This is a genomic window from Bradyrhizobium sp. HKCCYLS3070 (assembly GCF_051167575.1).
Lineage (GTDB): Bacteria > Pseudomonadota > Alphaproteobacteria > Rhizobiales > Xanthobacteraceae > Bradyrhizobium.
This window is the reverse complement of record NZ_JBNPTI010000001.1, coordinates 1565060-1589359: the sequence shown is the minus strand read 5'-3', so window position 1 is coordinate 1589359 and position 24300 is coordinate 1565060. Positions and strand designations below refer to the sequence as shown.

22 protein-coding genes are annotated in these 24300 nt (G+C 64.4%); 12 read left to right on the top strand and 10 right to left on the bottom strand.

Annotated elements, in window-relative coordinates; all coding sequences use genetic code 11:
* Positions 1 to 543, bottom strand: a complete 543-nt coding sequence (locus ACQR03_RS07345; RefSeq protein ID WP_315827630.1) for a DUF3828 domain-containing protein — start codon at positions 541 to 543, stop codon at positions 1 to 3.
* Positions 544 to 798: 255 nt separating this feature from the next.
* Between ACQR03_RS07345 and ACQR03_RS07340 the strand changes: the two genes are divergently transcribed.
* From ACQR03_RS07340 to ACQR03_RS07310, 7 genes are all read left to right on the top strand, one after another.
* On the top strand, positions 799 to 2400 hold the full coding sequence (locus ACQR03_RS07340) for an acyl-CoA synthetase (RefSeq protein ID WP_434841157.1): 1602 nt from the start codon (positions 799 to 801) through the stop codon (positions 2398 to 2400).
* Between the two features lie 6 nt (positions 2401 to 2406).
* A complete protein-coding gene (locus ACQR03_RS07335) occupies positions 2407 to 3264 on the top strand; it encodes a PCC domain-containing protein (RefSeq protein WP_434841212.1) in 858 nt (285 codons plus the stop codon).
* Positions 3265 to 3330: 66 nt separating this feature from the next.
* A complete protein-coding gene (locus tag ACQR03_RS07330; protein WP_315827535.1) occupies positions 3331 to 4101 on the top strand; it encodes an AAA family ATPase in 771 nt (256 codons plus the stop codon).
* 762 nt (positions 4102 to 4863) lie between these two features.
* The gene (locus ACQR03_RS07325; RefSeq protein ID WP_434841156.1) at positions 4864 to 5550 is read left to right on the top strand and encodes a UPF0149 family protein; all 687 of its coding nucleotides are present in this window, start codon (positions 4864 to 4866) and stop codon (positions 5548 to 5550) included.
* Between the two features lie 104 nt (positions 5551 to 5654).
* Positions 5655 to 6209, top strand: a complete 555-nt coding sequence (locus ACQR03_RS07320; RefSeq protein ID WP_316165339.1) for an SRPBCC family protein — start codon at positions 5655 to 5657, stop codon at positions 6207 to 6209.
* 129 nt (positions 6210 to 6338) lie between these two features.
* Entirely contained in the window at positions 6339 to 7316 is a 978-nt protein-coding gene (locus ACQR03_RS07315) for a cytochrome D1 domain-containing protein (RefSeq protein ID WP_316165340.1), read from the top strand.
* Positions 7317 to 7517: 201 nt separating this feature from the next.
* Positions 7518 to 8675, top strand: a complete 1158-nt coding sequence (locus ACQR03_RS07310; RefSeq protein WP_315759740.1) for an IS481 family transposase — start codon at positions 7518 to 7520, stop codon at positions 8673 to 8675.
* 97 nt (positions 8676 to 8772) lie between these two features.
* Here ACQR03_RS07310 and ACQR03_RS07305 read toward each other — a convergent pair whose 3' ends face one another.
* Positions 8773 to 9417: an HAD hydrolase-like protein gene (locus ACQR03_RS07305; RefSeq protein ID WP_434841155.1), complete on the bottom strand. Its 645-nt coding sequence runs from the start codon at positions 9415 to 9417 to the stop codon at positions 8773 to 8775.
* 274 nt (positions 9418 to 9691) lie between these two features.
* Between ACQR03_RS07305 and ACQR03_RS07300 the strand changes: the two genes are divergently transcribed.
* The 3 genes from ACQR03_RS07300 to ACQR03_RS07290 all read left to right on the top strand — a co-directional run bounded on the left by ACQR03_RS07300 (position 9692) and on the right by ACQR03_RS07290 (position 11724).
* Positions 9692 to 10684 carry a lipase family protein gene (locus ACQR03_RS07300; protein ID WP_316188287.1) on the top strand — a complete coding sequence of 331 codons (993 nt, stop codon included), beginning with the start codon at positions 9692 to 9694 and terminating at the stop codon, positions 10682 to 10684.
* A gap of 161 nt (positions 10685 to 10845) precedes the next feature.
* Positions 10846 to 11160, top strand: coding sequence for a hypothetical protein (locus tag ACQR03_RS07295; protein ID WP_434841154.1), 315 nt, complete (start codon positions 10846 to 10848; stop codon positions 11158 to 11160).
* Positions 11161 to 11397: 237 nt separating this feature from the next.
* Positions 11398 to 11724 carry a hypothetical protein gene (locus ACQR03_RS07290; RefSeq protein WP_434841153.1) on the top strand — a complete coding sequence of 109 codons (327 nt, stop codon included), beginning with the start codon at positions 11398 to 11400 and terminating at the stop codon, positions 11722 to 11724.
* Positions 11725 to 11791: 67 nt separating this feature from the next.
* Here the strand turns inward: ACQR03_RS07290 and ACQR03_RS07285 are convergent, their stop codons facing one another.
* From ACQR03_RS07285 to ACQR03_RS07255, 7 genes are all read right to left on the bottom strand, one after another.
* On the bottom strand, positions 11792 to 12808 hold the full coding sequence (locus ACQR03_RS07285; protein WP_434841152.1) for a P63C domain-containing protein: 1017 nt from the start codon (positions 12806 to 12808) through the stop codon (positions 11792 to 11794).
* Positions 12809 to 12987: 179 nt separating this feature from the next.
* Positions 12988 to 15981, bottom strand: coding sequence for an excinuclease ABC subunit UvrA (gene uvrA, locus ACQR03_RS07280; RefSeq protein WP_434841151.1), 2994 nt, complete (start codon positions 15979 to 15981; stop codon positions 12988 to 12990).
* 277 nt (positions 15982 to 16258) lie between these two features.
* Complete coding sequence (locus tag ACQR03_RS07275; protein ID WP_316165344.1) at positions 16259 to 16891, bottom strand: outer membrane protein; 633 nt, start codon at positions 16889 to 16891, stop codon at positions 16259 to 16261.
* Positions 16892 to 17178: 287 nt separating this feature from the next.
* Positions 17179 to 17919 (bottom strand): outer membrane protein, encoded by a 741-nt coding sequence (locus ACQR03_RS07270; RefSeq protein ID WP_315827542.1) that lies wholly within the window; start codon positions 17917 to 17919, stop codon positions 17179 to 17181.
* 211 nt (positions 17920 to 18130) lie between these two features.
* Positions 18131 to 18916, bottom strand: coding sequence for an outer membrane protein (locus tag ACQR03_RS07265; protein ID WP_315827543.1), 786 nt, complete (start codon positions 18914 to 18916; stop codon positions 18131 to 18133).
* A 263-nt stretch (positions 18917 to 19179) separates the two neighbouring features.
* Positions 19180 to 19935: an outer membrane protein gene (locus tag ACQR03_RS07260; protein ID WP_316165345.1), complete on the bottom strand. Its 756-nt coding sequence runs from the start codon at positions 19933 to 19935 to the stop codon at positions 19180 to 19182.
* Between the two features lie 192 nt (positions 19936 to 20127).
* On the bottom strand, positions 20128 to 20883 hold the full coding sequence (locus ACQR03_RS07255; RefSeq protein ID WP_315711763.1) for an outer membrane protein: 756 nt from the start codon (positions 20881 to 20883) through the stop codon (positions 20128 to 20130).
* Between the two features lie 462 nt (positions 20884 to 21345).
* Here ACQR03_RS07255 and ACQR03_RS07250 point away from each other — a divergent pair, with 462 nt between their 5' ends.
* Positions 21346 to 21843 (top strand): single-stranded DNA-binding protein, encoded by a 498-nt coding sequence (locus ACQR03_RS07250; protein ID WP_315711764.1) that lies wholly within the window; start codon positions 21346 to 21348, stop codon positions 21841 to 21843.
* Positions 21844 to 21983: 140 nt separating this feature from the next.
* Here ACQR03_RS07250 and ACQR03_RS07245 read toward each other — a convergent pair whose 3' ends face one another.
* Positions 21984 to 22979: an aldo/keto reductase gene (locus ACQR03_RS07245; protein WP_316165346.1), complete on the bottom strand. Its 996-nt coding sequence runs from the start codon at positions 22977 to 22979 to the stop codon at positions 21984 to 21986.
* Positions 22980 to 23115: 136 nt separating this feature from the next.
* On the opposite strand from ACQR03_RS07245, the gene ACQR03_RS07240 reads away from it, so the two are divergent.
* The gene (locus tag ACQR03_RS07240; RefSeq protein ID WP_434841150.1) at positions 23116 to 24009 is read left to right on the top strand and encodes a LysR family transcriptional regulator; all 894 of its coding nucleotides are present in this window, start codon (positions 23116 to 23118) and stop codon (positions 24007 to 24009) included.
* Positions 24010 to 24300: the final 291 nt, after the last annotated feature.

The window sequence follows — 24300 nt, the reverse complement described above, 5'->3', positions numbered from 1 at the left end:
CTACTTTCGTTTAGGTTTCTCGGTGATCTTGAGGAACTCCGCCAGCAGTGCACGGATCGACCATGGCTTGCCATCGACCGCACCCCGGATGTCGTCGATCTTCCATTGGCCCGCTTCGCGCACGAGGTCGTAACGGATGATGTCGTCGGCCTGTTCCTTGCGCTCGGTCCGGTGGCCGCGAATACTGACCGCGACGGTTGCCTTGTCGCCGTCCTGCATTTCCGACGTCACCTTGAACGAGGCGACATCGGGATCCTGCGAATTCGTGACGGGATCGAAATCGATCGCCCCGACCTCGCCCTTGGGCGTGCGGGCGTCCATCTTCGCCCATTGGGCGGCCAGCGACTTCGACAGATATTTCGCGCGCGCCGCCTTGTCCTCGATGACGAAGGTGCCGCCATCCTCCCCCTTGCCCTTGGCGACGCGGGTGTAGATCGCAGTCATGATGCCGACAGGCTCGCTGGAAGCAGGCGCCTGCGCGTGCAGCGGAGAAGCGGCGAGCACGCCAGCGAGGCCGAGAAGCAGGAAGCGACGATCGATCATGGTTGTCCTCAAATCAGATTCGGCGCGCGGTGATATGAAGAAATGCGCGGCCGGCCACGGTTTGTCGCGCGGCATCCGCATCCGTTCGAAACACGCCACCGCATGGGTGGGATGGGGAGGCCGGCCTTGCGAGGGCGAGCAGGACCGGGATAAACAGGCCCAAAGGTATCGGGCGGCTGAGATCGCCTGAAGGATCGATCGAGGGGACGCTTCCATGGGTCTGTTCGTCAGCAGCAGCGGCGCGAGAGATTGTCGATGACACCGGCACCCCTGCGCATGTCCCGCCGGGTGATGAACCTCGCGCATATCGTCACGCAAAATGGCCGCCGGCTCGGCGACCGCGTCGGCTTCGTCTGGGGCGAGAGGTCGTGGACCTGGCGCGAAATCGACGCGATGGTCTCGGCGCTCGCGGCGGCGCTGGCCGAGCAGGGGATCGCCAAGGGCGATCGCATTCTGGTGCACTCCAAGAACTGCGAGGAGATGTTCGTCTCGATGTTCGCCGCGTTCCGGCTCGGCGCGGTCTGGGTGCCCACCAATTTCCGACTGATGCCGGACGAGGTCGCCTATCTCGCGACCGCCTCGGGTGCGAAGGCGTTTCTCTGCCACGGCGACTTTCCGGATCATGCTGCCGCAGTGACGACTGCTGACTTTACCTGGCGCATCGGTGAAGGCGGCAGCTTCGGCACGGGGGCCGTGGCCGACGCAATGAAGGCGCATGTCGGCGCACACGTCGCGAACGCGGCCGTCGAGCATGACGATCCCTGCTGGTTCTTCTTCACCTCCGGCACGACCGGTCGCTCCAAGGCGGCGGTGCTGACGCATGGCCAGATGGCGTTCGTCATCACCAATCATCTCGCGGATCTGACGCCGGGCACGACCGAGTACGACGCGTCTCTCGTCGTGGCGCCGCTGTCGCACGGCGCCGGCGTGCACCAGCTGATGCAGAGCGCGCGCGGCGCCAAGACCGTGCTGCTGCCGAGCGAGAAGTTCGACATCACCGAAGCCTTCCGCCTGATCGAGATGCATCGCGTCAGCAACCTGTTCACGGTCCCGACCATCCTGAAGATGATGGTCGAGCATCCCGCGGTCGACCAGTTCGATCACTCCTCGCTGCGCCACGTGATCTATGCCGGCGCGCCGATGTATCGCGAGGACCAGAAGCGCGCGCTGACGCGGCTCGGCAAGGTGATCGTGCAGTATTTCGGCCTCGGCGAGGTCACCGGCAACATCACTGTGTTCCCGGCCGCGGCGCACGAGGAAGAGGATGGACCGGAGGCGCGGATCGGCACCTGCGGCTATGAGCGCACGGGCATGCAGGTCTCGATCCAGGACGATCAGGGACGCGAGCTGAAGCCGGGCGAGACCGGCGAGATCTGCGTCATCGGTCCGGCCGTGTTCGCGGGCTACTACGACAATCCCGACGCCAATGCGAAGGCGTTTCGCGACGGCTGGTTTCGCACCGGCGATCTCGGCCACATGGATGCGCAGGGCTTCGTCTACATCACCGGCCGCGCCTCGGACATGTACATCTCCGGTGGCTCCAACATCTATCCGCGCGAGGTCGAGGAAAAGATCCTGACGCATCCCGACATCGGCGAGGTCGCGGTGCTCGGCGTGCCCGATCCGGTGTGGGGCGAGGTCGGTGTTGCCGTCTGCGTGGCGCGCGAAGGTGCGGCCGCGCCGAGCGAGAGCGCGATCGCCGGCTATCTCGCCACCAAGCTGCCGCGCTACAAGATGCCGAAGCGCTTCTTCTTCTGGGACGCGTTGCCCAAATCGGGCTATGGCAAGATTCCGAAGCGTCTGGTGCGCGACGAGCTCGTGGCGCGCGGCCTGCTCGATCTCACCAGGCAGGGCTGACGCGTGGTGCGATCCATCACCCAGCCCGGTGCGCCCGTCGCGGATCGCATCCAGTGGGTCGAGGCCCGCGGCCGTGTGTTCACCTTCACCATGGAGCAGGGGTTGCCGCTCTTGGACGCCGCGCGCCGCGGCTTTGCGGCCAATGGCTTTGCCGGCGGTGTGATCGATATCAAAGGCGGTGCGCTCGGACCGTTCGCCTATGTGATGCCGGCGCTGTCGAAGACGGCGGATCATGCCGCGTTCTACAGCGACACCTATCGTCCCGCCGGTGTGACGCGCCTGTCGACGGGGACGATGACGCTCGGCTTGCGCGACGGCGCGCCATTCTTCCATTGCCACGCGCTGTGGACGGAGGAGGGGAGCCGCAACGGCGGCGGGCACATCCTGCCGGAGGAGACCATCGTCGCCGAGCCGTTCGAGGTCGGCGCCTTCGGGCTCGACGGCGCGATCTTCACGGCAGAGCCGGACGTCGAGACCGGCTTCAAGCTGTTCGGGCCGGTAGCGGCTGCACCAAGCGGCGCCACGACGGATTGCCGCGCCTTCGCGCTCCGGCTGCGGCCGAACCAGGATTTCACCGGTTGCCTCGAAGCGTTCTGCCGGGCGCAGGGGATCAGCAAAGCGCGCATTCGCGGCGGCGTCGGCTCGACCATCGGGGCGCGCTTCGAGGACGGCGTCGTCGTCGAGCCGTTCGCGACGGAGCTGACCATCACCGCCGGCGCGATCGCGCCGGGCGACGACGGCCTTGAAGCCACTGTTGACGTCGCGCTGGTCGACTACACCGGCGCGCTCGCGCGGGGGCGCCTCGTCCGCGGCGACAATCCGGTGCTGATGACGATGGAGCTGGTGCTGGAAGTCGTGGCGTAGCCCGGTGGCCGATGCGGGCGCGATGTGCGAGATTGCCGGTGATGTCACCGAGGTTGTGAAGGCGTCATGGCGAGGAAGCAACGCGAGATCCGGCTGCCGGCCCCTTATCTGAAGCGGCTGTGGCTCGATCCGGCGAAGATCTCCGATCGCGCGGCCTATCCGTTTTGCCTGCCGTTCCTGCAGGACGCGTTCGAGCTCAGCTTCACCAACGCCATCACCATCATTGTCGGCGAGAACGGCACCGGCAAATCGACCCTGCTCGAAGGCATTGCCGCGCTCGCGGGCTACGACGAAGCTGGCGGCGGCAAGGGTTACATGCCGGTCGACCATGGGCGTGCGATCGAGCGTATGGGCGGCGCACTTGCCGCCGCGCTGCGCGCGAGTTGGTTGCCGAAGATCACGCAAGGCTGGTTCTTCCGCGCCGAGAGCTTCTTTTCGGTGGCGCGCTATCTCGATCAGGCCGCACTGGACGATCCGTTCGGCGGGCCGCCGCCCGACTTCCTGTCCCATTCGCATGGCGAGGGGTTCCTGCGCTTCTTCGAGGAACGCTGCCAGCGCCAGGGCATCTACATTTTCGACGAGCCGGAATCGGCACTGTCGCCGGCGCGCCAGATCGAGTTCCTGAAGCTGATGCGGCGCATGGATGACTCCAGCCATTGCCAGGTGCTGATGGCGACGCATTCGCCGGTCCTGATGGCCTATCCCGGCGCGACCCTGTTGCGGCTGACCAAATACGGCCTGGAGAAGGTCGCGGTGCAGGATACGGATCATTTCAAGGCGATGCGTGAGTTCTGCGCCGACCCCGACGGCTTCGTGCAGGCGGTGCTGGCGGAGTGAGGCCGGGATGATGGGCGAGCAGAGCGAAGCCTGCTCGGCCGTCATTGCGAGCGAAGCGAAGCAATCCAGGATCCCACGAGGACTCTGGATCGCTTCGTCGCTTTGCTCCTCGCGATGACGGAGAGACATGACTGCACGTTCTCGCCGTGCCAAGTGCACCCGAGCTTTGACGTTCATTCCGCCCTCCTCAGTGAGAGGGCGCAGGGAAGGCCGGGTGCAGGCCGCACCCATGGCCCGCCTGCGAAAAAAATGCAGGCGGCAGGAACCACAGGATTGGCCGAACAACCGGCCTTCCCTGCGCGACGGTTTCTACCGGCTTATACGCGCTCTCCTCGGTGCGCCGGGCCTTCTGGCCACCGTCATCGGCGCGACGCCTTGAAGGCATCGACACCCACTTGACCTCAGCGTCGGGAGGTCAGGACCACACGATTTCGCCGTCCGCCACAAAACCCGTCGTCTGCGCAAAAGCGCCGGGCCCGTGACGTCCATCGCATCCCGCCCTCCACGCCCGTGACGACCGCGAAGCGCCCCTCTCGTGAGGACAGGACGCATGCAGGAAAACAGAAATTCCGAAATGGCGAAACAGGAATATTTTTCACGGCAGGACTGGACAAGGGTGATGCCGCTGATCCCGTGCGCAAATTTAGGTTTTGCGCGCATGGCCGTTTTGGTGTCAAAACGGCCGCGTCGTGGCTCGGCCATGTGCGCGCCGTGCCCGTCGGGCGACTCGGAACGTGACAGGAGCGAAGGAAGAGGGGCTGCATGCCGGAGCAGATCGGTCGCCACGACAAGCTCGAACAGGCGCTCCTGGCCCTGGATGATCGCGCCATGGTGCTGGAGGAGCTCGACGGCTTCATCGCCGGCCTGCTCGTGCTCCCTGAGCCGATTCCGCCGGGCGAATGGTTCGCGGCGGCCTTCGGGCTCGGCAAGGGCCGTCGCTCCGTGTTCACCAGCATCGACCATGCCAACGAGGTGCTCGGGCTGGTCATGGACTATCACCGGGAGATCGCGCTGACGCTCGCGCATCATCCGGAGCAGTACCAGCCGCGCTTTCCGATCGACGGCTTCAACGGCGAGGTCGTCTGGGAGCTGTGGATCGACGGCTTCGCGGCGGCCACGAACCTGCGTCGTGACAGGTTCGATGCGTATGAGCGGGTGGGCGGCGAAGTCGCCATGGCTGCGGTCGGTCTGATGATGATGATCGGTGCAACTCTCGACGAGAACCCGGATCCCGTCGAATATCGAAATCTCAGTCGCAACGCGCCCCAGAATATCCGCGAGGCGGTGCTGACGCTGCATCAATACCGGCAGAGCGGGGCTCCGCTGCCCGCGTCCACCAGCTTCGCCCGGCAGCCCAATCCCTTCGCGTCGTTCGGCAGGGTCGGCCGCAACGACCCCTGTCCCTGCGGTTCCGACCAGAAATACAAGCGCTGCTGCGGCGCGAATTGATCGGCCACGACACGGTCTTTTTTGTTGCAACAATCGGGAGCGGTGCAAAGATGCGCCGCCGCGCGCCGGATGCGCCGGCCAATGAGAGTGACTGAGGAAACGACATGAGGATGGTGTTCGGCAAGGCGCTGGCCGTGACGGCGGCGCTCGCGATCGCAACGACGGCCCTGACCACAGCGGATGCGCATGGTCCGACCCGGCGCAAGGTGCAGGAGCACGTCGAGATCAACGCCGCGCCCGCCAAGGTGTGGGCCGTGATCGGCAACTTCCAGGACATGAGCTGGCTCGGCGTCGTCGACAAGACCGCGGGCGACAAGGGCAACGAGATTGGCGCCACGCGCAAGCTGACCCTGAAGGGCGGCGCTACCGTCGACGAGGAGCTCTACAAATACGACGCCGAGAAGATGAGCTATTCGTACCGTATCACCGCCGTCGACGTGAAGGTGCTGCCGGTGACGAACTACTCGTCGACCATCGCGGTGACGCCGAGCGCGGACGGCAAGGGCAGCGTGGTCGAATGGACCGGCGCGTTCTACCGCGGCTTCCCCAACAACGATCCGCCGCCGGAACTGAACGACGAGGCTGCGGTCAATGCGGTGACCGGCCTGTACAAGGCTGGACTCGAAGGGTTGAAGAAGAAGGTGGAAAGCGGGAGCTAGCGTGGATTGACGATGTTGCTTGGTCGGCGCTCTCCATCTCACCGGACTGCTGCGAGCAACCCGGCCATGGCGGTCTTGGCGCAGACGAGCGCCAAACTCCGATTGCCATATGCGATCGCATTTCCGTCCATGGGCAGATGCCAAGCCAGCGCGCATCGTCTCCCGCATCATCTCCGTGCGCTTTTGTCCGGTATCTTGCTCGCGTCCGCCACAATCATCGCCCATGCTGAGGAGGCCTTCGTCACCAACCAGCTCAGCGACGATCTGACGATCGTCGACCTCGCGACCTCGAAGCCGGTGGCGACGATCCCGATCGGCGGCAAGCCGGCCGGCGTCGCGGTGGCTGCCGACGGACGCTTCGCCTATGTGGCGAGCCCGGACGACAAGAGCGTGAGCGTCGTCGACGCTGTCGCGCGAAAGGTGGTTGGACGGGTCGAGGTCGGTGGCGGGCCGCTCGGCATTGCCGTGACGCCGGACGGTTCGACGGTCTACGTCGCAGACTGGTACAACGCCGCAATCCGCGTGATCGATGCGAAGACCCGGACCGTGACCGGCAGCATCGCGGTCGGCGCCTCGCCGTCGGGGCTTGCGGTGACACAAGACGGCAAGCTGCTGCTCTCCGCCGACCGCGATGACGACATGGTCTCGGTGATCGACACGGCGACGCGCCAGCGCCTTGCGACCATCAAGGTCGGCACGCGGCCGTTCGGTGTCACCATCGACGCCGAGGGCAAGCGCGCCTACACGGCAAATGTCGCCTCCAACGACGTCTCGGTGATCGACCTCGCCGAGCGCCGCGAGATCGGCCGGGTCAAGACCGGTTTGCGGCCCTATGCGGTGGCGCTGGCGCAGGGCAGGGGCTTCGCCACCGACCAGTATGACGGCACGGTCAGCGTGTTCGACCTGGCGAGCCTGCAGCCGCTCAAGCGCATTAGCGTCGGCGACTATCCGGAGGGCATCGAGGCGACCGCCGACGGCCAGCGCGTCATCGTCGCCAATTGGGAGAGCAACATTCTGAGCGTCATCGACGTGGCCGCGCTGAAGGTCACCGGAGAGATCAAGGTCGGCGACGGTCCGCGCGCATTCGGCGCGTTCCTGCGGCGGTGAGCAGGTCCGCCGGTGGCGGAAATGGAGTTGCATCTGCAGCCTCCGTCACTGCGAGCGCAGCGGCGCAGCGAAGCAATCGAGGCCGCGCGAAGACTCTGGACTGCTTCGCTGCTGTTCAGCCCGGGGACATAGCTGACGGGTGTTCGGGGAGATGGTTGACACTTCAAAATCGGCTCGATTCGTCAAGCAGAGGGGCGAGCGATGCCGTGGCGAGAGGTGTCTGTCATGGACCAGCGACGAGAGTTTGTGATGCTTGCCAAGCAGGAAGGGGCGAACCGGCGGGAGCTGTGTCGGCGGTTCGGCATCAGCCCTCAGACGGGCTACAAATGGATCCAGCGGCATGACGCTGGGGACACGGCGCTGGCGGATCGGTCGCGGCGGCCTCATCGAAGTCCGGAGCGCACCGCGGCTGCGACCGAGCAGCAGATTGTCGCATTGCGCGATGCTCACCCGGCCTGGGGCGCGCGCAAGCTCGCACGGTGTCTTGAGCGTGATGGTCAAGCTGTCCCGGCGATATCCACCGTGCACACCATCCTGCGCCGCTACGATCGAGTGGTCGAGCCTGCAGGCACGCCCGGACAGCCCTACACGCGGTTCGAGAAGGATGCGCCCAATCAGCTGTGGCAGATGGACTTCAAGGGGCACAGTGCGCTGGAGAACGGTGTGTCCTGTCATCCGCTGACAGCGTTGGACGATCACTCCCGCTTCTCGTTGTGCCTGGCGGCTTGTGACAACGAGCGCGGCTCTACGGTCAAAGGACATTTGGAGACGACGTTCCGCCGTTATGGACTGCCGGATGCGATGTTCGTCGACAATGGTGGCCCCTGGGGATTTACCCTCGAAGACCCCTGGACCGCGTTGACGGTCTGGCTTCTGAAGCTCGGCGTTCGAACGATCCACAGCCGGCCCTACCATCCTCAGAGCCGCGGCAAGAACGAACGCTTCCACCGCAGTCTGAAGGCCGAGGTGTTTGCCTTCAGGCGCTACCGTGATCTTCCCGATGTCCAGCGGGCACTCGACGGATGGCGCTCCGTCTACAATCTCGACCGGCCGCACGAGGCCTTGAACTTCGACGTGCCGGCAAGCCGCTATCAACCGAGCCAACGTGCGATGCCAGACCGGCTTCCGATCGTCGAATACGACGAGGGTGAGAGCATCCGTTCCGTGTCGAGCACGAAGGCCTACGTCAGTTTCGAGGGGCGGCTCTGGAAAGTCCCGCAAGCCTTCCGAGGTGAGCGGCTGGCTATCCGGCCACTCAGTGCCGACGGAAAGTTCGGAATTTTCTTTGCCGCACATCAGATCGCAGCGATTGATCTGCGCGACCCCAAAACTGTCAACTATGTCCCCGAACAGGTGTAAGCCATGTCTCCGGGCTGAACACTGCGCTCGCAATGACGCGGTGAGGTTATCGAGGCTCGTCACTATCCCTGCATGTCGCCGGCGGCGCTGATGCAGGCTACGAATCTCGTCTGGCGGGCACCACCAACCGCTCCACGATCTCGTCCATCCGGGTGAACAGCATCTCCGGCTGGTGGTCGCGCAACGCCTGCTCCGCGGCATAGCCCCATGTCACCGCGCCGAAGGCGATGCCGGCGGCGCGCGCCGCCTCGATGTCGCGGGTCTCGTCGCCGATCGCGATGGCCTGGGCTGGGTCGACGCGCAGCCGCTTCAGCACCCGGCGAAACTTCCGTGCCTTGCCGAACACCGAGGCCGAGCAATCGAAATCGGCGAACAGACCGGCGCGCGATCCGAGCTTCTGCCGCGCGTTGGCCTCGCTGTCCGACGACACCAATGCGAGCATGGTGCCGTTCGCGGCAAGCGTGTCGAGCATGATGTCGACGCCTGCGAACAGCGGGATGCTCGCTGCATGCGCCGTCTTCAGTTGGCGCACGTGGCGCGCGATGAAGGGCAGCTTCCAGCGCGGCACCTGAAGGAAATCGAGGATCTCACGGGTCGAGGCATGGCGGAGCCCGTTGATGTCCTCGTCCTTCACCTGACGAAAGCCGAAGCGCTGCGCGACGACGTTCACGTGGGTGCGAAACCACGGGAAGCTGTCGGCGAGGGTGCCGTCGAGATCAAAGATGACGAGAGAGTAGGGCATCGCGCGGGGTGAGCGTGGCGAGGAACTGATGATCGTCGAGGCGTGTCGTCCTGCGACAGCCCTGCGCCATAGCAATGGGAGGGGCGGCGCGCAAATGAGATGCGATCATTGCGTGTCGCAGCTCCACGGTGACGTTCGATGATCAGGGGTTGAACATGTTGTGATGTGCACCTGGAGATAACGCGGTCTATCATCCCGGCGGGCCGGCGGATCATGGTCTGCCTGCCCGATTTGATCGAAATTGTTTTCATCATTCAAGCCAGAGAGATTTCACATGGCCCTCAACAAGGTTGCTGCAGCGTATCTGTCCTACTTCGCCTATATCGACGACGCGCTCGATGTGGTTCAGCCGAGCGATTTCGTGGCGATGCTGAAGTCCGTCCCATCGGGTGCGGCGAACGGTCCGTGGTCGCTGTGCTGGGGCCCGGCGGTCAACAACGGCGTGCTCGCCTACGTCGCGCAAGGCAACGACGGCAGCTACGCGGTGGCGTTCCGCGGCACCGATGTCGATGGCTCGGTCGCCGGCGCGTTCGAGAACGTGCTCGCCGATGCCGATGCTGTCTTCCAGGTGCCGTGGCTGTATCCGCAGCAGGCCGGAGCGCCGCTGCAGATCAGCGCCGGAATCAACGACGCGCTGGCGCTGGTCATCGCGCTCACCGATCCCACGACGGACCTGTCGCTGCTGGACTATCTGCGCGGCCTTGCGGCCAAGCAGAACCTGCAACTGATGGTGACCGGGCACAGCCTCGGCGGCGCGCTCGCCGTGGTGGCGACGGCGTGGCTGCAGGACCAGTTGCCGAAGCTGAACTCGTCGCTGACGTTCACGCTGTGGCCGCACACCTTCGCGGCTCCGACGATGTGGAACGCGGGCTTCGCGACGACCTTCGCAAAGAGCTACACCTATTACGCGGCGGTCAACAGCAACGACATCGTGCCGATGGCCTGGGCCAACCTGAACGGAATTCTCGGTACCTATCCGCCGCCGGCGCCGGTCCTGAAGGACACCAACTACTACTCGATCTACAAACCGCTCGAGTGGCTCAGCGCAGCGATCCCGACCTATACGTCGATTGCGCCGAGCAATCCGGATCTGTTCACGATCACGCCGATCGTCGAGGCGAACGACTCCTGGACCGCGGAAGCCGGCTACATGCATTCCATGCAGCTGCAGTATTTCCCGCATGCGACCGGCACGAAGGCGCCGCCGCTGCCGGGAGTCACCAAGACCGGCGTGGCGCGGCCACGGGCGGTCGCCGTCGCGGCCTGAGCGCCGCAGGGCAGCTTTTGCGGGGCTGGGTTCGCTCAGTCCTGCAAGGGGGCTCGGTGCGTCGGCCAATCAACCTTTCATCACGATTATTGTGAGTGTGCGCTGCGGGAACGCCTGGCGCCGTGCGGTGGTTGACCCCGCACAGAAGCAAGGAGAGAGACATGCAACGTACGATCAAGATGGCCGCGCTGGCCGGAGCCACGCTGGTGATCGGCACCGCCGCTGCGTCCGCGCAGGGCTATGCCCGATTCGGCGACTCCATGGCCTGGGTGCCGCCGGCGCAGACCTCCGATTCCGAGCTGGTGTATGGCGCAGCGCCGGCGCCAGCCTACGCGCCGGGTCCGGTGGCTGGCCCAGTGGCCTGGGGCGGCGGTTACAACGGCACCAACCATCCGACCCCGGGCTCGACCCAGGGCGATGTCGGCCCGTCCGGCAACAACAACGGCACGCTGACCGGCGCCTACCGGCAGTGGTAGTTGCCGTCTGGCGCTGAAGTGAGTCGATCAAGCCCGCCGCTCGGACAAGAGCGGCGGGTTTGTCGTCTGAGAGGGCGCCCAGGCGCTTGCGAGATGATGCGACCAGCATTCTGGATCATCTGATCGCGGCAACGTGAGCGCCACGTTGTGTCGCACACATGTTGTGGCGGGTGGCGGAACTGCCGGGGCATGACGATGGTTTGTTCCTCGATGAATTAGGAACAACGGAGCAAGTTCATGACACGCACGTTTGGATTGGCAGCGCTCACCGCCGTCACGCTGGTCGCCGGCACGATCGGCGCCTCGGCCGGCGAATACGGGCCGGGCGGCTACGGCTATGGCGGCCAGGTCACCAGCACCTATGCCTACCGCGATTCCTTCGCCTGGGCGCCAGGGCCGGTCTATGAGGAAGGCTACGTCGCCGTCGCGCCGGGCCCGTATGACGGCCCGGGCTGGGGCGCAGGCTACAACGGCACCAACCACCCGACCCCGAGCTCGACCCAGGGCGACGTCGGACCGCGCGGCAACAACAACGGCACGCGGAGCGGGTTTTACCGCTGGTGAGCTGCGCTACCTAACCTAACGAACCCGCTCCCCGGACTGAGGGAGCGGGTTCGTTGCCAAGCGTGTCCTAAGACGGTTCATCGTCCAGAAAGCTCAGCTGTGTACCAGATTGGGGAAAGCGGCGTGCGAATAGCTTTTTGAACTGACTCACCGTGTCGGACACCTTCATCAATGTTACGATCTCCCCCACTTGGCGTTTCAGCTTTTCTATGCCGTAGCCCTCATTCAAGTGTTGATGGAAACGAGCTTTGCGCGTGCCTTTCTTATCGATCTTTGGGTTGAGCCGATCCAGCTCTTCAAGAACCGCACCATTGGCGAGCGGGTGATAAACATAGGATCTTGTGAATTTGGCGAAATGCTGCGGTCTGTTCTGGATCACGGCTCCCGATCCCGTCACGGTCAACCGTTTGCTGCCGTAAATTCGATTGAGCTCGTCGTAGTACTCATCCGGAAATTGCTTTTCCCACTCCCGACGCTCCTCTTCGATGTACTGCTGAACAAGTACGCGAAGAGCCTCGGGACCGCGGACTTGTTGAAAGCCCGTCGCTTCATCGATGAGAGCGGTGACACCAACTTTAGCAAAAGCGTTGAGGAGAATCTGCGCTTGGTCAGCCAAACCGTGTTGCGAAGGATGCAGCTTTTCCGTCTCTTTTGCCCGGATGACTGCACGACAGATTTCGACAAGAACCTCTGCTTCGTATCCGTGCGCTAGATCCTGTGTCAGCGGCTTGAAATTGATCGGATTCTCGATCTTCGCCAGCAGCTTCTTGTTAATTTCGGATCCAAGCCCCTTTCGTTGGACCGCCCGCAGAAACACATTGCCGCCGCCCGACTTCATCCCCAGCGCTCGGGCCATCCCGCGTTTGTGGAATACTCGGCGACCGTCTTCCAGAACGTAGCAATCAAGATCGAGTTCGCCGACGAGCATCTTGCCCTGATGGGTTGCTTTAGGAAGACCACCAGTTTCGCTGAGCGCCTTCGCGATCTCTCGTCGGGCTACGCCTCCGCTCGAAGCGATGTTTCGAATTTCTTCTTTACTGAGTTTTTCGGCGCGAGATCGGCCGCCCTTTGATTGACCACTCATGTTCATCTCCAAATTTCGCAGAAAACAATATAAACGTGCTTGCTGACTTCAGCAAGCACGTTTTGGGGGAAAATGTATTCCGTTTGCGAAGATGGCTGAGTGCGCTTCCTAAGGCATTGAAAAATTGTATTATTTTTTCTGTTCGTGAGCGCTTCTGTTGATGCTCGGTGCGGCGACCATCACTCCGCCGCCTCGCTGGCAGCGCCGCGGCCGCGCTTCTTCGGCTTGGCCGACTTCTCCAGCACCGGCTTGAGGAACTGCCCGGTGTAGCTGCGCGGCGCCTTGACGATATCTTCCGGCGGGCCCCAGGCGACGATCTCGCCGCCGCCGTCGCCGCCCTCGGGGCCGAGGTCGATGACCCAGTCGGCGGTCTTGATGACCTCGAGATTGTGCTCGATCACGACCACCGTGTTGCCCTGCGCGACCAGCTCGTGCAGCACCTCCAAGAGCTTCTTGACGTCGTGGAAGTGCAGGCCCGTCGTCGGCTCGTCCAGGATGTAGAGCGTGCGGCCGGTGGCGCGCTTGGACAGCTCCTTGGCGAGCTTGACGCGCTGGGCCTCGCCACCGGACAGCGTGGTGGCCTGCTGGCCGACATGGATGTAGTCGAGGCCGACGCGGCGCAGGGTCTCGAAGGTGTCGCGCACCCGCGGCACCGCCTTGAAGAACTCCGCGGCCTCCTCGACGGTCATGTCGAGCACGTCGGCGATCGACTTGCCCTTGAACAGCACGTCGAGCGTCTCGCGGTTGTAGCGCTTGCCCTTGCAGACGTCGCAGGTGACGTAGACGTCGGGCAGGAAGTGCATCTCGATCTTGATGACGCCGTCGCCCTGGCACGCCTCGCAGCGGCCACCCTTGACGTTGAACGAGAACCGGCCCGGCTCGTAGCCGCGCGCCTTGGATTCGGGGAGGCCGGCGAACCATTCGCGGATCGGCGTGAACGCGCCGGTATAGGTCGCGGGGTTTGAGCGCGGCGTGCGGCCGATCGGCGACTGGTCGATGTCGATGATCTTGTCGATATGCTCCAGCCCCTCGATGCGGTCGTGCGGCGCGGCGGCCTCGTTGGCGCCGTTGAGCTTGCGTGCGATCGACTTGTAGAGCGTGTCGATGAGAAGCGTCGACTTGCCGCCGCCGGACACGCCTGTGATCGCGGTGAACAGGCCGAGCGGAATCTCGGCCGAGACGTTCTTCAGATTGTTGCCGCGGGCATTGACGACCTTGATGGTGCGGCGATGGTTCGGCGGCCGCCGCTCGGGCACCTCGACCTCGAGCTCGCCGGTGAGATATTTGCCGGTCAGCGACGCCGGATTGCGCATGATCTCCGCCGGCGTGCCCTCGGCGACGATGTGGCCGCCATGGGTGCCGGCGCCGGGACCGATGTCGAGCACGTAGTCGGCGAGGCGAATCGCGTCCTCGTCATGCTCGACGACGATGACGGTGTTGCCGAGGTCGCGCAGCCGCTTCAGCGTGTCGAGCAGGCGGGCATTGTCGCGCTGGTGCAGGCCGATCGACGGCTCGTCGAGCACGTAGAGCACGCCGGTCAGCCCCGAGCCGATCTGCGACGCCAGGCGGATGCGCTGGCTCTCGCCGCCGGACAGCGTGCCGGAGGAGCGCGCCAGGGTCAGGTAGTTGAGGCCGACGTCGAGCAGGAAGGTGAGGCGGTCGCGGATCTCCTTCAGGATTCGCGTGGCGATCTCGGTCTGCTGCGCGTTGAGCTGCTTCGGCACCTCGGCGAACCACTCGCCGGCCGCCTTGACGGAGAGGTCGCTGATCTCGCCGATGTGCTTGCCGCCGACCTTGACGCACAGCGCCTCGGGCTTCAGGCGGTAGCCGTTACAGCCGGCGCAGGGCACGTCGTTGAAGTACTTGCCGAGCTCCTCGCGCGCCCACTCGCTCTCGGTCTCGCGGAAGCGGCGCTCGATGTTGGTGATGACGCCCTCGAACGGCTTCTTGGTGTCGTAGGCGCGGACGCCGTCCTCATAGGTGAACTTGATCTCGTCGTCGCCGGAGCCGTGCAGCAGCGCGTTCTGCGTCTTCTTCGGCAGATCCTTCCACTTGGTGTCCAGCGTGAACTTGTAGAACTTGCCGAGCGCGGTCAGCGTCTGCAGGTAATAGGGCGACGACGACTTGGCCCAGGGCGCGATCGCGCCCTTGCGCAGGGTGACGTCCTTGTCGGGAATGACGAGGTCGGCATCGACGTGCTGCTCGACCCCCAGGCCGCCGCATTCCGGGCAGGCGCCGTAGGGGTTGTTGAACGAGAACAGCCGCGGCTCGATCTCAGGGATCGTGAAGCCGGAGACGGGGCAGGCGAACTTCTCCGAGAACAGGATGCGCTCGGGCCCGCTCTTGTCGTGGATCTTTGCGGTTTTCTTTTTTTCCTTCTCCTCCGCCGGCGCGGCCGAGGCGGGAGCGTCCGCGAACTCGATGACGGCCAGGCCTTCGGCGAGCTTCAGCGCAGTCTCGAAGCTTTCTGCGAGACGCTGGCCGATGTCGGGGCGCACGACGATGCGGTCGACGACGACGTCGATGTCGTGCGGGAACTTCTTGTCGAGCGTAGGCGCCTCGGCGAGCTCATGGAAGGTGCCGTCGATCTTGACGCGCTGAAAGCCCTTCTTGAGATATTCGGCGAGCTCCTTCTTGTACTCGCCCTTGCGGCCGCGCACGACCGGCGCCAGCAGATAGAGGCGGGTGCCCTCGGGCATCGCCAGCACGCGGTCGACCATCTGCGAGACGGTCTGGCTTTCGATCGGCAGGCCGGTCGCCGGGGAGTAGGGCACGCCGACGCGCGCCCACAGCAGGCGCATGTAGTCGTAGATCTCGGTGACGGTGCCGACCGTCGAGCGCGGGTTCTTCGAGGTCGTCTTCTGCTCGATCGAGATCGCCGGCGACAGGCCGTCGATCTGGTCGACGTCCGGCTTCTGCATCATCTCCAGGAACTGGCGGGCATAGGCCGACAGCGATTCGACGTAGCGGCGCTGACCCTCGGCGTAGATCGTATCGAAAGCGAGCGAGGACTTGCCGGAGCCGGACAGCCCGGTGAACACGACGAGCCTGTCGCGCGGGATCTCGACGTCGATGTTTTTCAGATTGTGCTCGCGGGCGCCGCGGATGGTGATGGCCCGCAGGCTCGACTGGTTGGCTTGCGCGCGCTGCTTGGCCTTGAGCACTTCATCCATGACGATCGTCCCACGGCGCAGAGTCGCGCCATCGTTGCAGGCGCGTTTCGCCGGAAGCCGGCCATCGGACGCCAGGGGGAAAAGGTATGGTCGGAACGTAGGAAGAACGGAGCTGGATTTCCAGTGCCGTCAGCGAATCATCAACAATGCGCTCAGGGAATGGCAGCGACTGGCAGGAGGCTGCCGGTTCCGTCCTGGTTTGTGCACGATCCCACAAAGAAAAAGCCTCCGCTCTGGCAGAGCGGAGGCTGTGTGCGTTGGCCCGGAGGCTATGTGCTTAGAAGTGGTAGTTCACACCGACCTGGACCGAGTGGAAGTTCGTCGTGCCAGTGGCTGCGGTGCCGAGGCCCGTGAAGGTGTAGTTCTCGCTGCCGAAGCTCTTGTACAGGTACTCGCCCTTCAGCGACCACTGCGGAGCGAACATGTATTCGGCGCCAGCGCCGACGGTCCAGCCGCTGTGGATCTTGCTGTCCGAACCAAAGCCCACGAAGGTGATCTTGCTGTCGGCCCAGGCGTAACCGCCGGTCGCGTACAGCAGAGCCGGGCCGAAGGCGTAGCCGATGCGGCCGCGCACCGTGCCCCAATCCTGGATCTTGGCTTCGTCGCCGAAGATGGTCTTGGAGGAAATATTGGCCCAGGCTGCGTCAGCCTCGAGGCCGAACACGACGGCGCCCTGCTGCCAGTTGTAGCCGACGGTGCCGCCGGCGAAGCCGCCCTTGCGGTCGAACGTGTTCGCGCTGCTGTCCTCGGCAGCATAGCCGCCCATGGCACCGATGTAGAAGCCGGTCCAGGTCAGCACCGGCGCGGCAACCGGGGCCTTGGTGTAGGTCGGGCGCGCGGCAAGATCAGCGGCGGCAGCGGGAGCGGCCAGGGCGGCCAAGGCCACGGTCGCGAGCAGGATCTTCTTCATTCCAGTCTCCAGTTTATTCCTCGAAGTCCGCATCGCACCGATAAGCTTACGCACGAAACAGACTCACCCGTTCAAGTTGACGAGGTTCCTTTAGCCCGGTTCCGTGCAGATTACCGTCACCCTGAAGACACACTCGCGGCCAAACCGCGTTTTTACGGCCAAGTTCCAGAAAGCCTATGTCACTCAGTTACTTGGTTCCGCGTGTGGCGAGCCGACAAAGTGGCATCAGGGCAACAAAAAAAGGCCGGCTTTCGCCGGCCCTTCTCGGAACCTGTCGGCTGCAGGCATCAGTACTTTGCGATGACCGGGCCGCCGAAGTGGTAGCTGAGGCCGGCCTTGACCGTGTGAACGGTGTCCTTCCACTCGGAGCGGTTGAGCGCCGCAGCGCTGTACTGGATCGTGCTCTTGCCGAAGTCGAGATAGTTGTACTCGAGCTTGGCCGACCAGTTCGGCGCGAACATGTATTCGGCGCCGGCGCCGACCGTATAGCCCCAGCGGGTGGTGTTCTGGCTGAAGACGTTGCCGGGCACGCCGTCATAGCGATGCTGCAACTGGCCCACCGCGGCGCCGCCACTGACGAAGAACAGGGCGGGACCGGCGGCATAGCCGAGGCGGCCCTTGATGTCGCCGAAGCTGGTCAGCTTGGTGAAGAAGGTGTCGCCGACGCCGGCATTGACCACGGCGGAGCGGCCGTTGATATCGGCCCAGTGATAGTCGCCTTCGAGGCCGAACACGACGTTGTCGACCTGCCAGTTGTAGCCGACCACGCCGCCGACGAAGCCGCCATTGGTGTTGTAGTTCTGGGTGCCCAGGAAACCCGGCGCGTTGAAGCGGCCAAGGAAGGTTTCCTTGCTGGTGCCCCAGCCGCCGCCGCCCTGGATGCCGGCGTAGAGGCCCGACCAGCTCAGGATCTGCGCGACCATCGGCGGCGCCTTGGTGTACGGGCGGGCCGCCATGTCGGCCGCCGACGCGGATGTGGCGGATGCGATGCCGACGAGCGCCGTCGTGATCACAAGCAACTTCTTCATCAAATTCTCCCCCGGGAGGTTGGAATGACAAGCGATGGGCAAGTCATACACAGGGCATCCCGGAGAGGCTGTAACGCGCCCGCCACAGAAATGAAAAAGCGTTATAAATCATATATTTAGCACAAAAACGCCGCGACGCTGCCGGGCTGTTGACACGAAAAAGGCCGGCGCGAGGGCCGGCCTTTCCGAATGCGTGCGAGCGGTACTTTTTTCAGTAGCGCGTGCCCATCGGCGCCCCGAATCGATAGTTCACGCGGACGGTCGCCATATCGATGTCCTGCTTGATGGTGTCGACGCGCGACAGCACGGTTGCGGTGGCCGGGAAGCTGATGTCGCGCGAGCCCATGAACAGGTGGTCGTACTCGACGGCGACCGACCAGTTCGGCGCGAAGCCGAACTCGACGCCGGTGCCGACGGTGCCGCCCCAGCGGGTCTCACTGGCGGAATCCAGCAGCGTGCCGACCGGGAAGGGCGCGGCCGCATTCGCCGTGCCGGTGTATTTGTTGTGGGTGACGGCGGCGCCGCCCTTCACGTACCAGAGCACGTTGCCCCAGGCGTAGCCGACCTGGCCGGTGAACAGGCCGATCGCATCGGTCTTGGTGGTGTTGGTGATGCCCGCGGCCAGCGCAGCCGTGCTCGCATTGGACGACTTCAGGTCGGTCCAGTTGCCCTGGGCCTCGACGCCGAACACCCAGCTCGCCGCCTGCCAGCGATAGCCGACCTGGCCGCCGATGAGGCCGCTCGAGGCATTGTGGCAGCCTTCGGACTGGGTCGGCACGACCGCCACGCCGCCGACGCGGTTGAGCGTCCAGCAATTGTGGCTCCAGTCGGCGCCGCCATTGACGCCGAGGTAGAACCCGGCCCAGCTCGGCAGCGGCGTGACATAGGCCGGCGGCGGCGCCTTGCTGTAAGGGCGCGTCGCGAAGTCGGCCGCCGAGGCCGGCGCCAGTCCCAGCGCCGCGGCGCTTGCGGTCAAGATCAAGGTCGTCTTCTGCATTCGTCTCTCCCCAGTCCCAATACACCACGCTCCGGATCCCTCCGATCCGGGCCCACGCGAAGGTGGCCTGTGGCTGGTTGTAAGGGAGACTGCTTTCCAAACTCGTGACCGGGACGAGCCGCGTGACGGGATGTGCCGATCGTGCTTAAGCGCGGGTAAAGACGGCGACTGCCAGTGCCGACGGGGGAGCTGTGTCACAGCGTGAGTGACGACAGGCCGGGCAGGCGCCGCCGCGTGAGATCGCGAGTGTCAGCCCTCGAGGGTCAGTGCTTGGAAACGACGGGACCGCCCCAGCGATAGTTCACGCGGACCGTCGCCATGTCGACGTCCTGGCCGACCGCATCGGTCCGGCCCGCGGCTCCAAGGGGAACACCCGAGAAGCCGAGGGTGCGGTTGCCCATGAACAGGTGCTCGTATTCGGCTGCGACCGACCAGTTCTTGGCGAAGCCGACCTCGACACCAGTCCCGACCGCAGCCCCCCAGCGCGTGGCGCTGGACTGGTCGAGCACCACGCCCGTGGCCGTGGAGAGGCCGTTGTACTTCTCACCCGCGACCGCGGCGCCACCCTTCACGTACCAGAGCACGTTGTTCCAGGAATAGCCGATCTGGCCGGCGAACACGCCGATGCCGTTGATCTTGGTCTGGTTGGTCACGGCCGGGGCGAACTGGCTGGTGTTGCTGCCCTTGAGGTTGGCCCAGTTGCCTTGACCTTCGATGCCGAACACCCAGCCGCCAGCCTGCCAGCGATAGCCGATCTGGCCGCCCGCCAGCGCGCCGGTCGCATCATGGCAGCCTTCCGCGTTGGTTGCGGCCACGCCGGCAAAGCTGACCTTGTTGGTCCAGCAGGTGCGGGCCGCTGCGCCACCGGCATTCAGGCCGATATAGAAGCCACTCCAATCATAGATCGTCGTGATCATCGCAGGCGCTTTGGTGAAGGTGCGCGCGGGCAGATCGGCAGCGATGGCCGGCGCAATCCCCAGCGCCAGCGAAGTTGTCGCCCCCAGCAACAGCCTTCTCATCGCATTCCCCAAACCACGTCCGACGCCCGCACGCACGCTCTCACCAACGCCCACCCGCCGGACGTTGATAGCTCCTTCCGCCGTAAAAAGCCGTCACCCAAAGGACACAACGGCTCGGCAAGTGCCGGTTCTGGCACACAAAAAAGGCCGGCGCGAGGCCGGCCTTTCGACATATTCGCTTTTTGCGTGCAATCAGTAGCGCGACACGATCGGGCCGCCGAAGTGATAGGAGACGCCCGCCTTGACGGTGTGCACGGTGTCGCTCCACTCGGAGCGGTTGGTCGGAACCGCGCTGTACTGAATCGAGCTCTTGCCGAAGTCGAGATAGTTGTATTCGACCTTGGCCGACCAGTTCGGCGCGAACATGTACTCGGCGCCGGCACCGATCGTCCAACCCCAGCGCCAGTTGTTCTGAGCGAAGCTATTGGCCGCGCCACCATTGAGCGCCGCGTCGTAGCGGTGCTGGAGATCGCCGACGGCAGCGCCGCCGCTGACAAAGAACAGCGCCGGACCCGCAGCCCAGCCGAGGCGGCCCTTGATGTCGCCGAAGCCGCGCAGCCTGGTGAAGTAGGTATCGCCGAGACCGGCGTTGACGACGCCCGACCGGCCGTTGATGTCGGCCCAGTGATAGTCGCCCTCGAGACCGAACACGATGTTGTCGACCTGCCAGTTGTAGCCGACCACACCGCCGACGAAGCCGCCGCTGGTGTCATAGTTCTGGGTGCCGGCAAAGATCGCCGTATTCGGCGCCCCGAAGAAGGTCTCGTTGCTGCGGCCCCAGCCGCCGCCGCCCTGCAGGCCGAGGTAGAAGCCGGCCCAGGTCGGAAGCGGCGCCGGCGCCATCACCGGGGCCTTCGTGTACGGGCGGGCGGCGAGATCGGCGGCTCCCGCCGGCGTCAGCGCCCCCAAAACCATCAAGCTGACAGCTCCGAGAAAAATTCGTTTCATCCCAAGTCTCCCGCGTTGGGCGTCTCCAAAATGGTCCCCGGAGACGCTCGTCTGTGAAGTTGGTGCGACCACGCTTGCGGCCCCAATCCATCCTCAAATATACGCGATTCAACCCTGGATACCGTCTCCCAAAAGCCACAGCCGAGGAGGAAGTGAGGCTGTCTAACTTGATGAAAGTTAATCCCTTTTTCGTGAACAAGGGAACTTTTTCCGGGTTCCATTGCGAGAATTTGCGGTTCCGTCGAGTTCCGCGGAACTCGACGCACGGTTGTAGACATATGCGCGCGAACAAAACTGGAACAATGGCCTTCCGCCTGCTATATGTGGATAAGCAATGGACAGGGCGGGTGGACCGCGCGGCAACCGTATAGGGTCCGCCGCGAGAGGAAGGGTTAGCCACCGGACGCCGTGAGGCCGGTGTGGACGGCCGGTCCGATGATCGAGAACCGCGGGAGAGTGGTGATGGCGGGTAGTGTGAACAAGGTGATTCTGGTCGGCAATCTCGGCAAGGACCCCGAGATCCGGCGCACGCAGGATGGGCGGCCGATCGCCAATCTGAGCATTGCGACGTCGGAAACGTGGCGCGACAAGGCGACAGGCGAGCGCAAGGAAAAGACCGAGTGGCACCGCGTGGTGATCTTCAACGAGGGTCTTTGCAAGGTCGCCGAGCAGTATTTGAAGAAGGGCGCCAAGGTTTACATCGAGGGCGCGCTGCAGACCCGCAAATGGACCGATCAGAGCGGTGTCGAGAAGTACTCGACCGAGGTCGTGCTGCAGGGCTTCAACTCCACCCTGACGATGCTCGATGGCCGGGGCGGCGGTGGCGGCAGCTTCTCCGATGACATGGGTGGCGGTGATTTCGGCAGCAGCGGTCCGTCGATGGCGCCGCCGCGCCGCGCGGTTGCTTCGGCGGGCGGTGGCGGACGCAACAGCGACATGGACGACGACATTCCGTTCTGAAATTCAGGGCGCGCCTTGGTGTGAAGGAGAAGGCGCGATCTCGGTGAAGCTGTGGGGTGTACGCGCCGCCGGCGTCGCGTCGCCTCCAGGTGGTTTCGGGCGCTCACGATGGGAGTGCCCGGTGATGTGGGAGAGGGGTTCTACCGCCCTGTTGTCGCCATCAGGTGCGGGGGATAGCGTTCTCCCTCAACCTTGATCGCAACTGCGGCCTGCTCCATCTGGGCGAGATCGTCCGCAGTGAGCTCGACGTCGGCGGCCTTGAGATTCTCGTCGAGGCGATGGAGCTTGGTCGTGCCCGGAATGGGAACGATCCACGGCTTTTGCGCGAGCAGCCAGGCGAGCGCGATCTGGGCCGGCGTGGATGCCTTGCGTTCGGCGATCTGCTTGAGGAGATCGACCAGCGCCTGGTTGGCCTTCATCGCCGCGGGCGTGAAGCGCGGCAGGGTGCTGCGGAAGTCGTTGTCGGCAAGCGTGGTCGTCTCGTTCATCGCGCCGGTCAGAAAGCCTTTTCCCAGGGGACTATAGGGCACCAGGCCGATGCCGAGCTCCTCGCAGGCCTGAATGATGCCGTTGCTCTCGGGACCTCGGGTCCACAGCGAATACTCGTTCTGGAGCACGGCAACGGGCTGGACGGCATGCGCGCGCCGTACGGTCTGGGCGCTGGGCTCGGACAGGCCGAAGTGCCTGACCTTGCCTTGCCCGATGAGATCCTTGACCGCGCCGGCGACGTCCTCGATCGGCACGTCCGGATCGACGCGGTGCTGATAGAACAGATCGATGCGATCGGTCTTGAGCCGCTTCAGGGATGCCTCCGCGACCGCGCGAATGCGCTCGGGGCGGCTGTTCATCCCTGATGACCGGCCGGTCGCCGGGTCGATCGCAAAGCCGAACTTGGTGGCGATGACCACCTTGTCCCGAACGGGAGCCAGGGCGTCGCCGACCAGCTCCTCATTCGTGAACGGTCCATAGATTTCGGCGGTGTCGAAAAATGTCACGCCGCGATCGAAGGCGGCGCGGATAAGGTTGACCGCGTCGTCCTTCTCGAGCGCGTGACCGTAGCCGAAGTTCAGGCCCATGCAGCCGAAGCCGATGGCCGACACTTCGAGGCCGCTCTTGCCCAGGGTTCTCTTCTTCATCCGGTTCTCCTGTCCGTCCTGCGGTCAACGCCGGCATCACGCGTCGTCAACCTTGCCGTCCGGGCTGAACCTAAGGCTGTGACCGCGATAACATTAGAGGCTAGAATGCGCATACTTTTATGAAATGGAATCATGAATGCTGCGCGAGAACCTGAACGGCGTCCTTGGTTTCCTCGCTGTCGCCCGGGAGGGAAGCTTCACGCGGGCGGCTGCCAGGCTCGGCGTCAGCCAGTCGGCGCTCAGCCATGCCCTTCGCAATCTGGAGGCCCGGCTCGGCGTGCGGCTGCTGGCGCGCACGACGCGCAGCGTCGCCCCGACGGCCGCCGGTGAACGTCTGCTGCGGAGCATCGGACCCCGGTTCGATGAGATCGAAACGGAACTGGCGGGGTTGAGGGAATTGCGCGACAGGCCCGCCGGCACGATCCGGATCACGGCGGGAGAGCATGCCGCGGACTCCGTGCTCTGGCCGGCGCTGAAAAAGCTGCTTCCGCTGTATCCCGACATCAAGGTCGAGGTCGTGACCGACTATGGACTGACCGATATCGTCGCCGAGAGATTCGATACGGGTGTCCGCCTCGGCGAGCAGGTCGCCAAGGACATGATCGCCGTCAGGATCGGGCCGGACCTGCGCATGGCCGTGGTCGGCTCACCGGCCTATTTCGCCGTGCGGTCGCGGCCAAGGAAGCCGCAGGATCTCACGGACCACAATTGCATCAACATCCGACTTCCGACCCTGGGCGGGATCTATGCGTGGGAGTTCGAAAAGCGTGGACGCGCGCTGAAGGTGCGCGTGGACGGGCAACTGGTGTTCAACAACATCGCGATGCGCATGAACGCGGTGCGCGCCGGGCTCGGGCTCGCTTATCTGCCCGAGGATCAGGTCCGGGACGACCTTGCGCGAGGCAAGCTCGTTCGCGTCCTGGAAGACTGGTGCGCGCCGTTTGCCGGCTATCATCTGTATTTTCCCAGCCGCCGGCAGCCCACATCCGCGTTCACGGTGCTGGTCGACGCGCTGCGCTATCGCACATGACGAGCCCGGTTCGCGAGATCGTTTCGCCGGACAAACGGATTTTGCTGAAGAATCAACGGCTCTCGCGCGCCGCTGGCAGTCTCTCTGCAACTGCGGCGCTGAGGCGGGAAAACAAGTGCGGCGGCACGGCTGAAGTCCAGTCCGCGGGGGGCGTCCGGGGCACCGTCGGTCGCAGCGTAAGACCTCGTTAAGTCGCTGGAAATGCGGCCAAAAAATCCGTCTTGCCGGTGCGTCAAGGGGTGGCCTGCCGTGACGCGATGCGCTATATGATTCCAAGCGATTTTCGCGTGT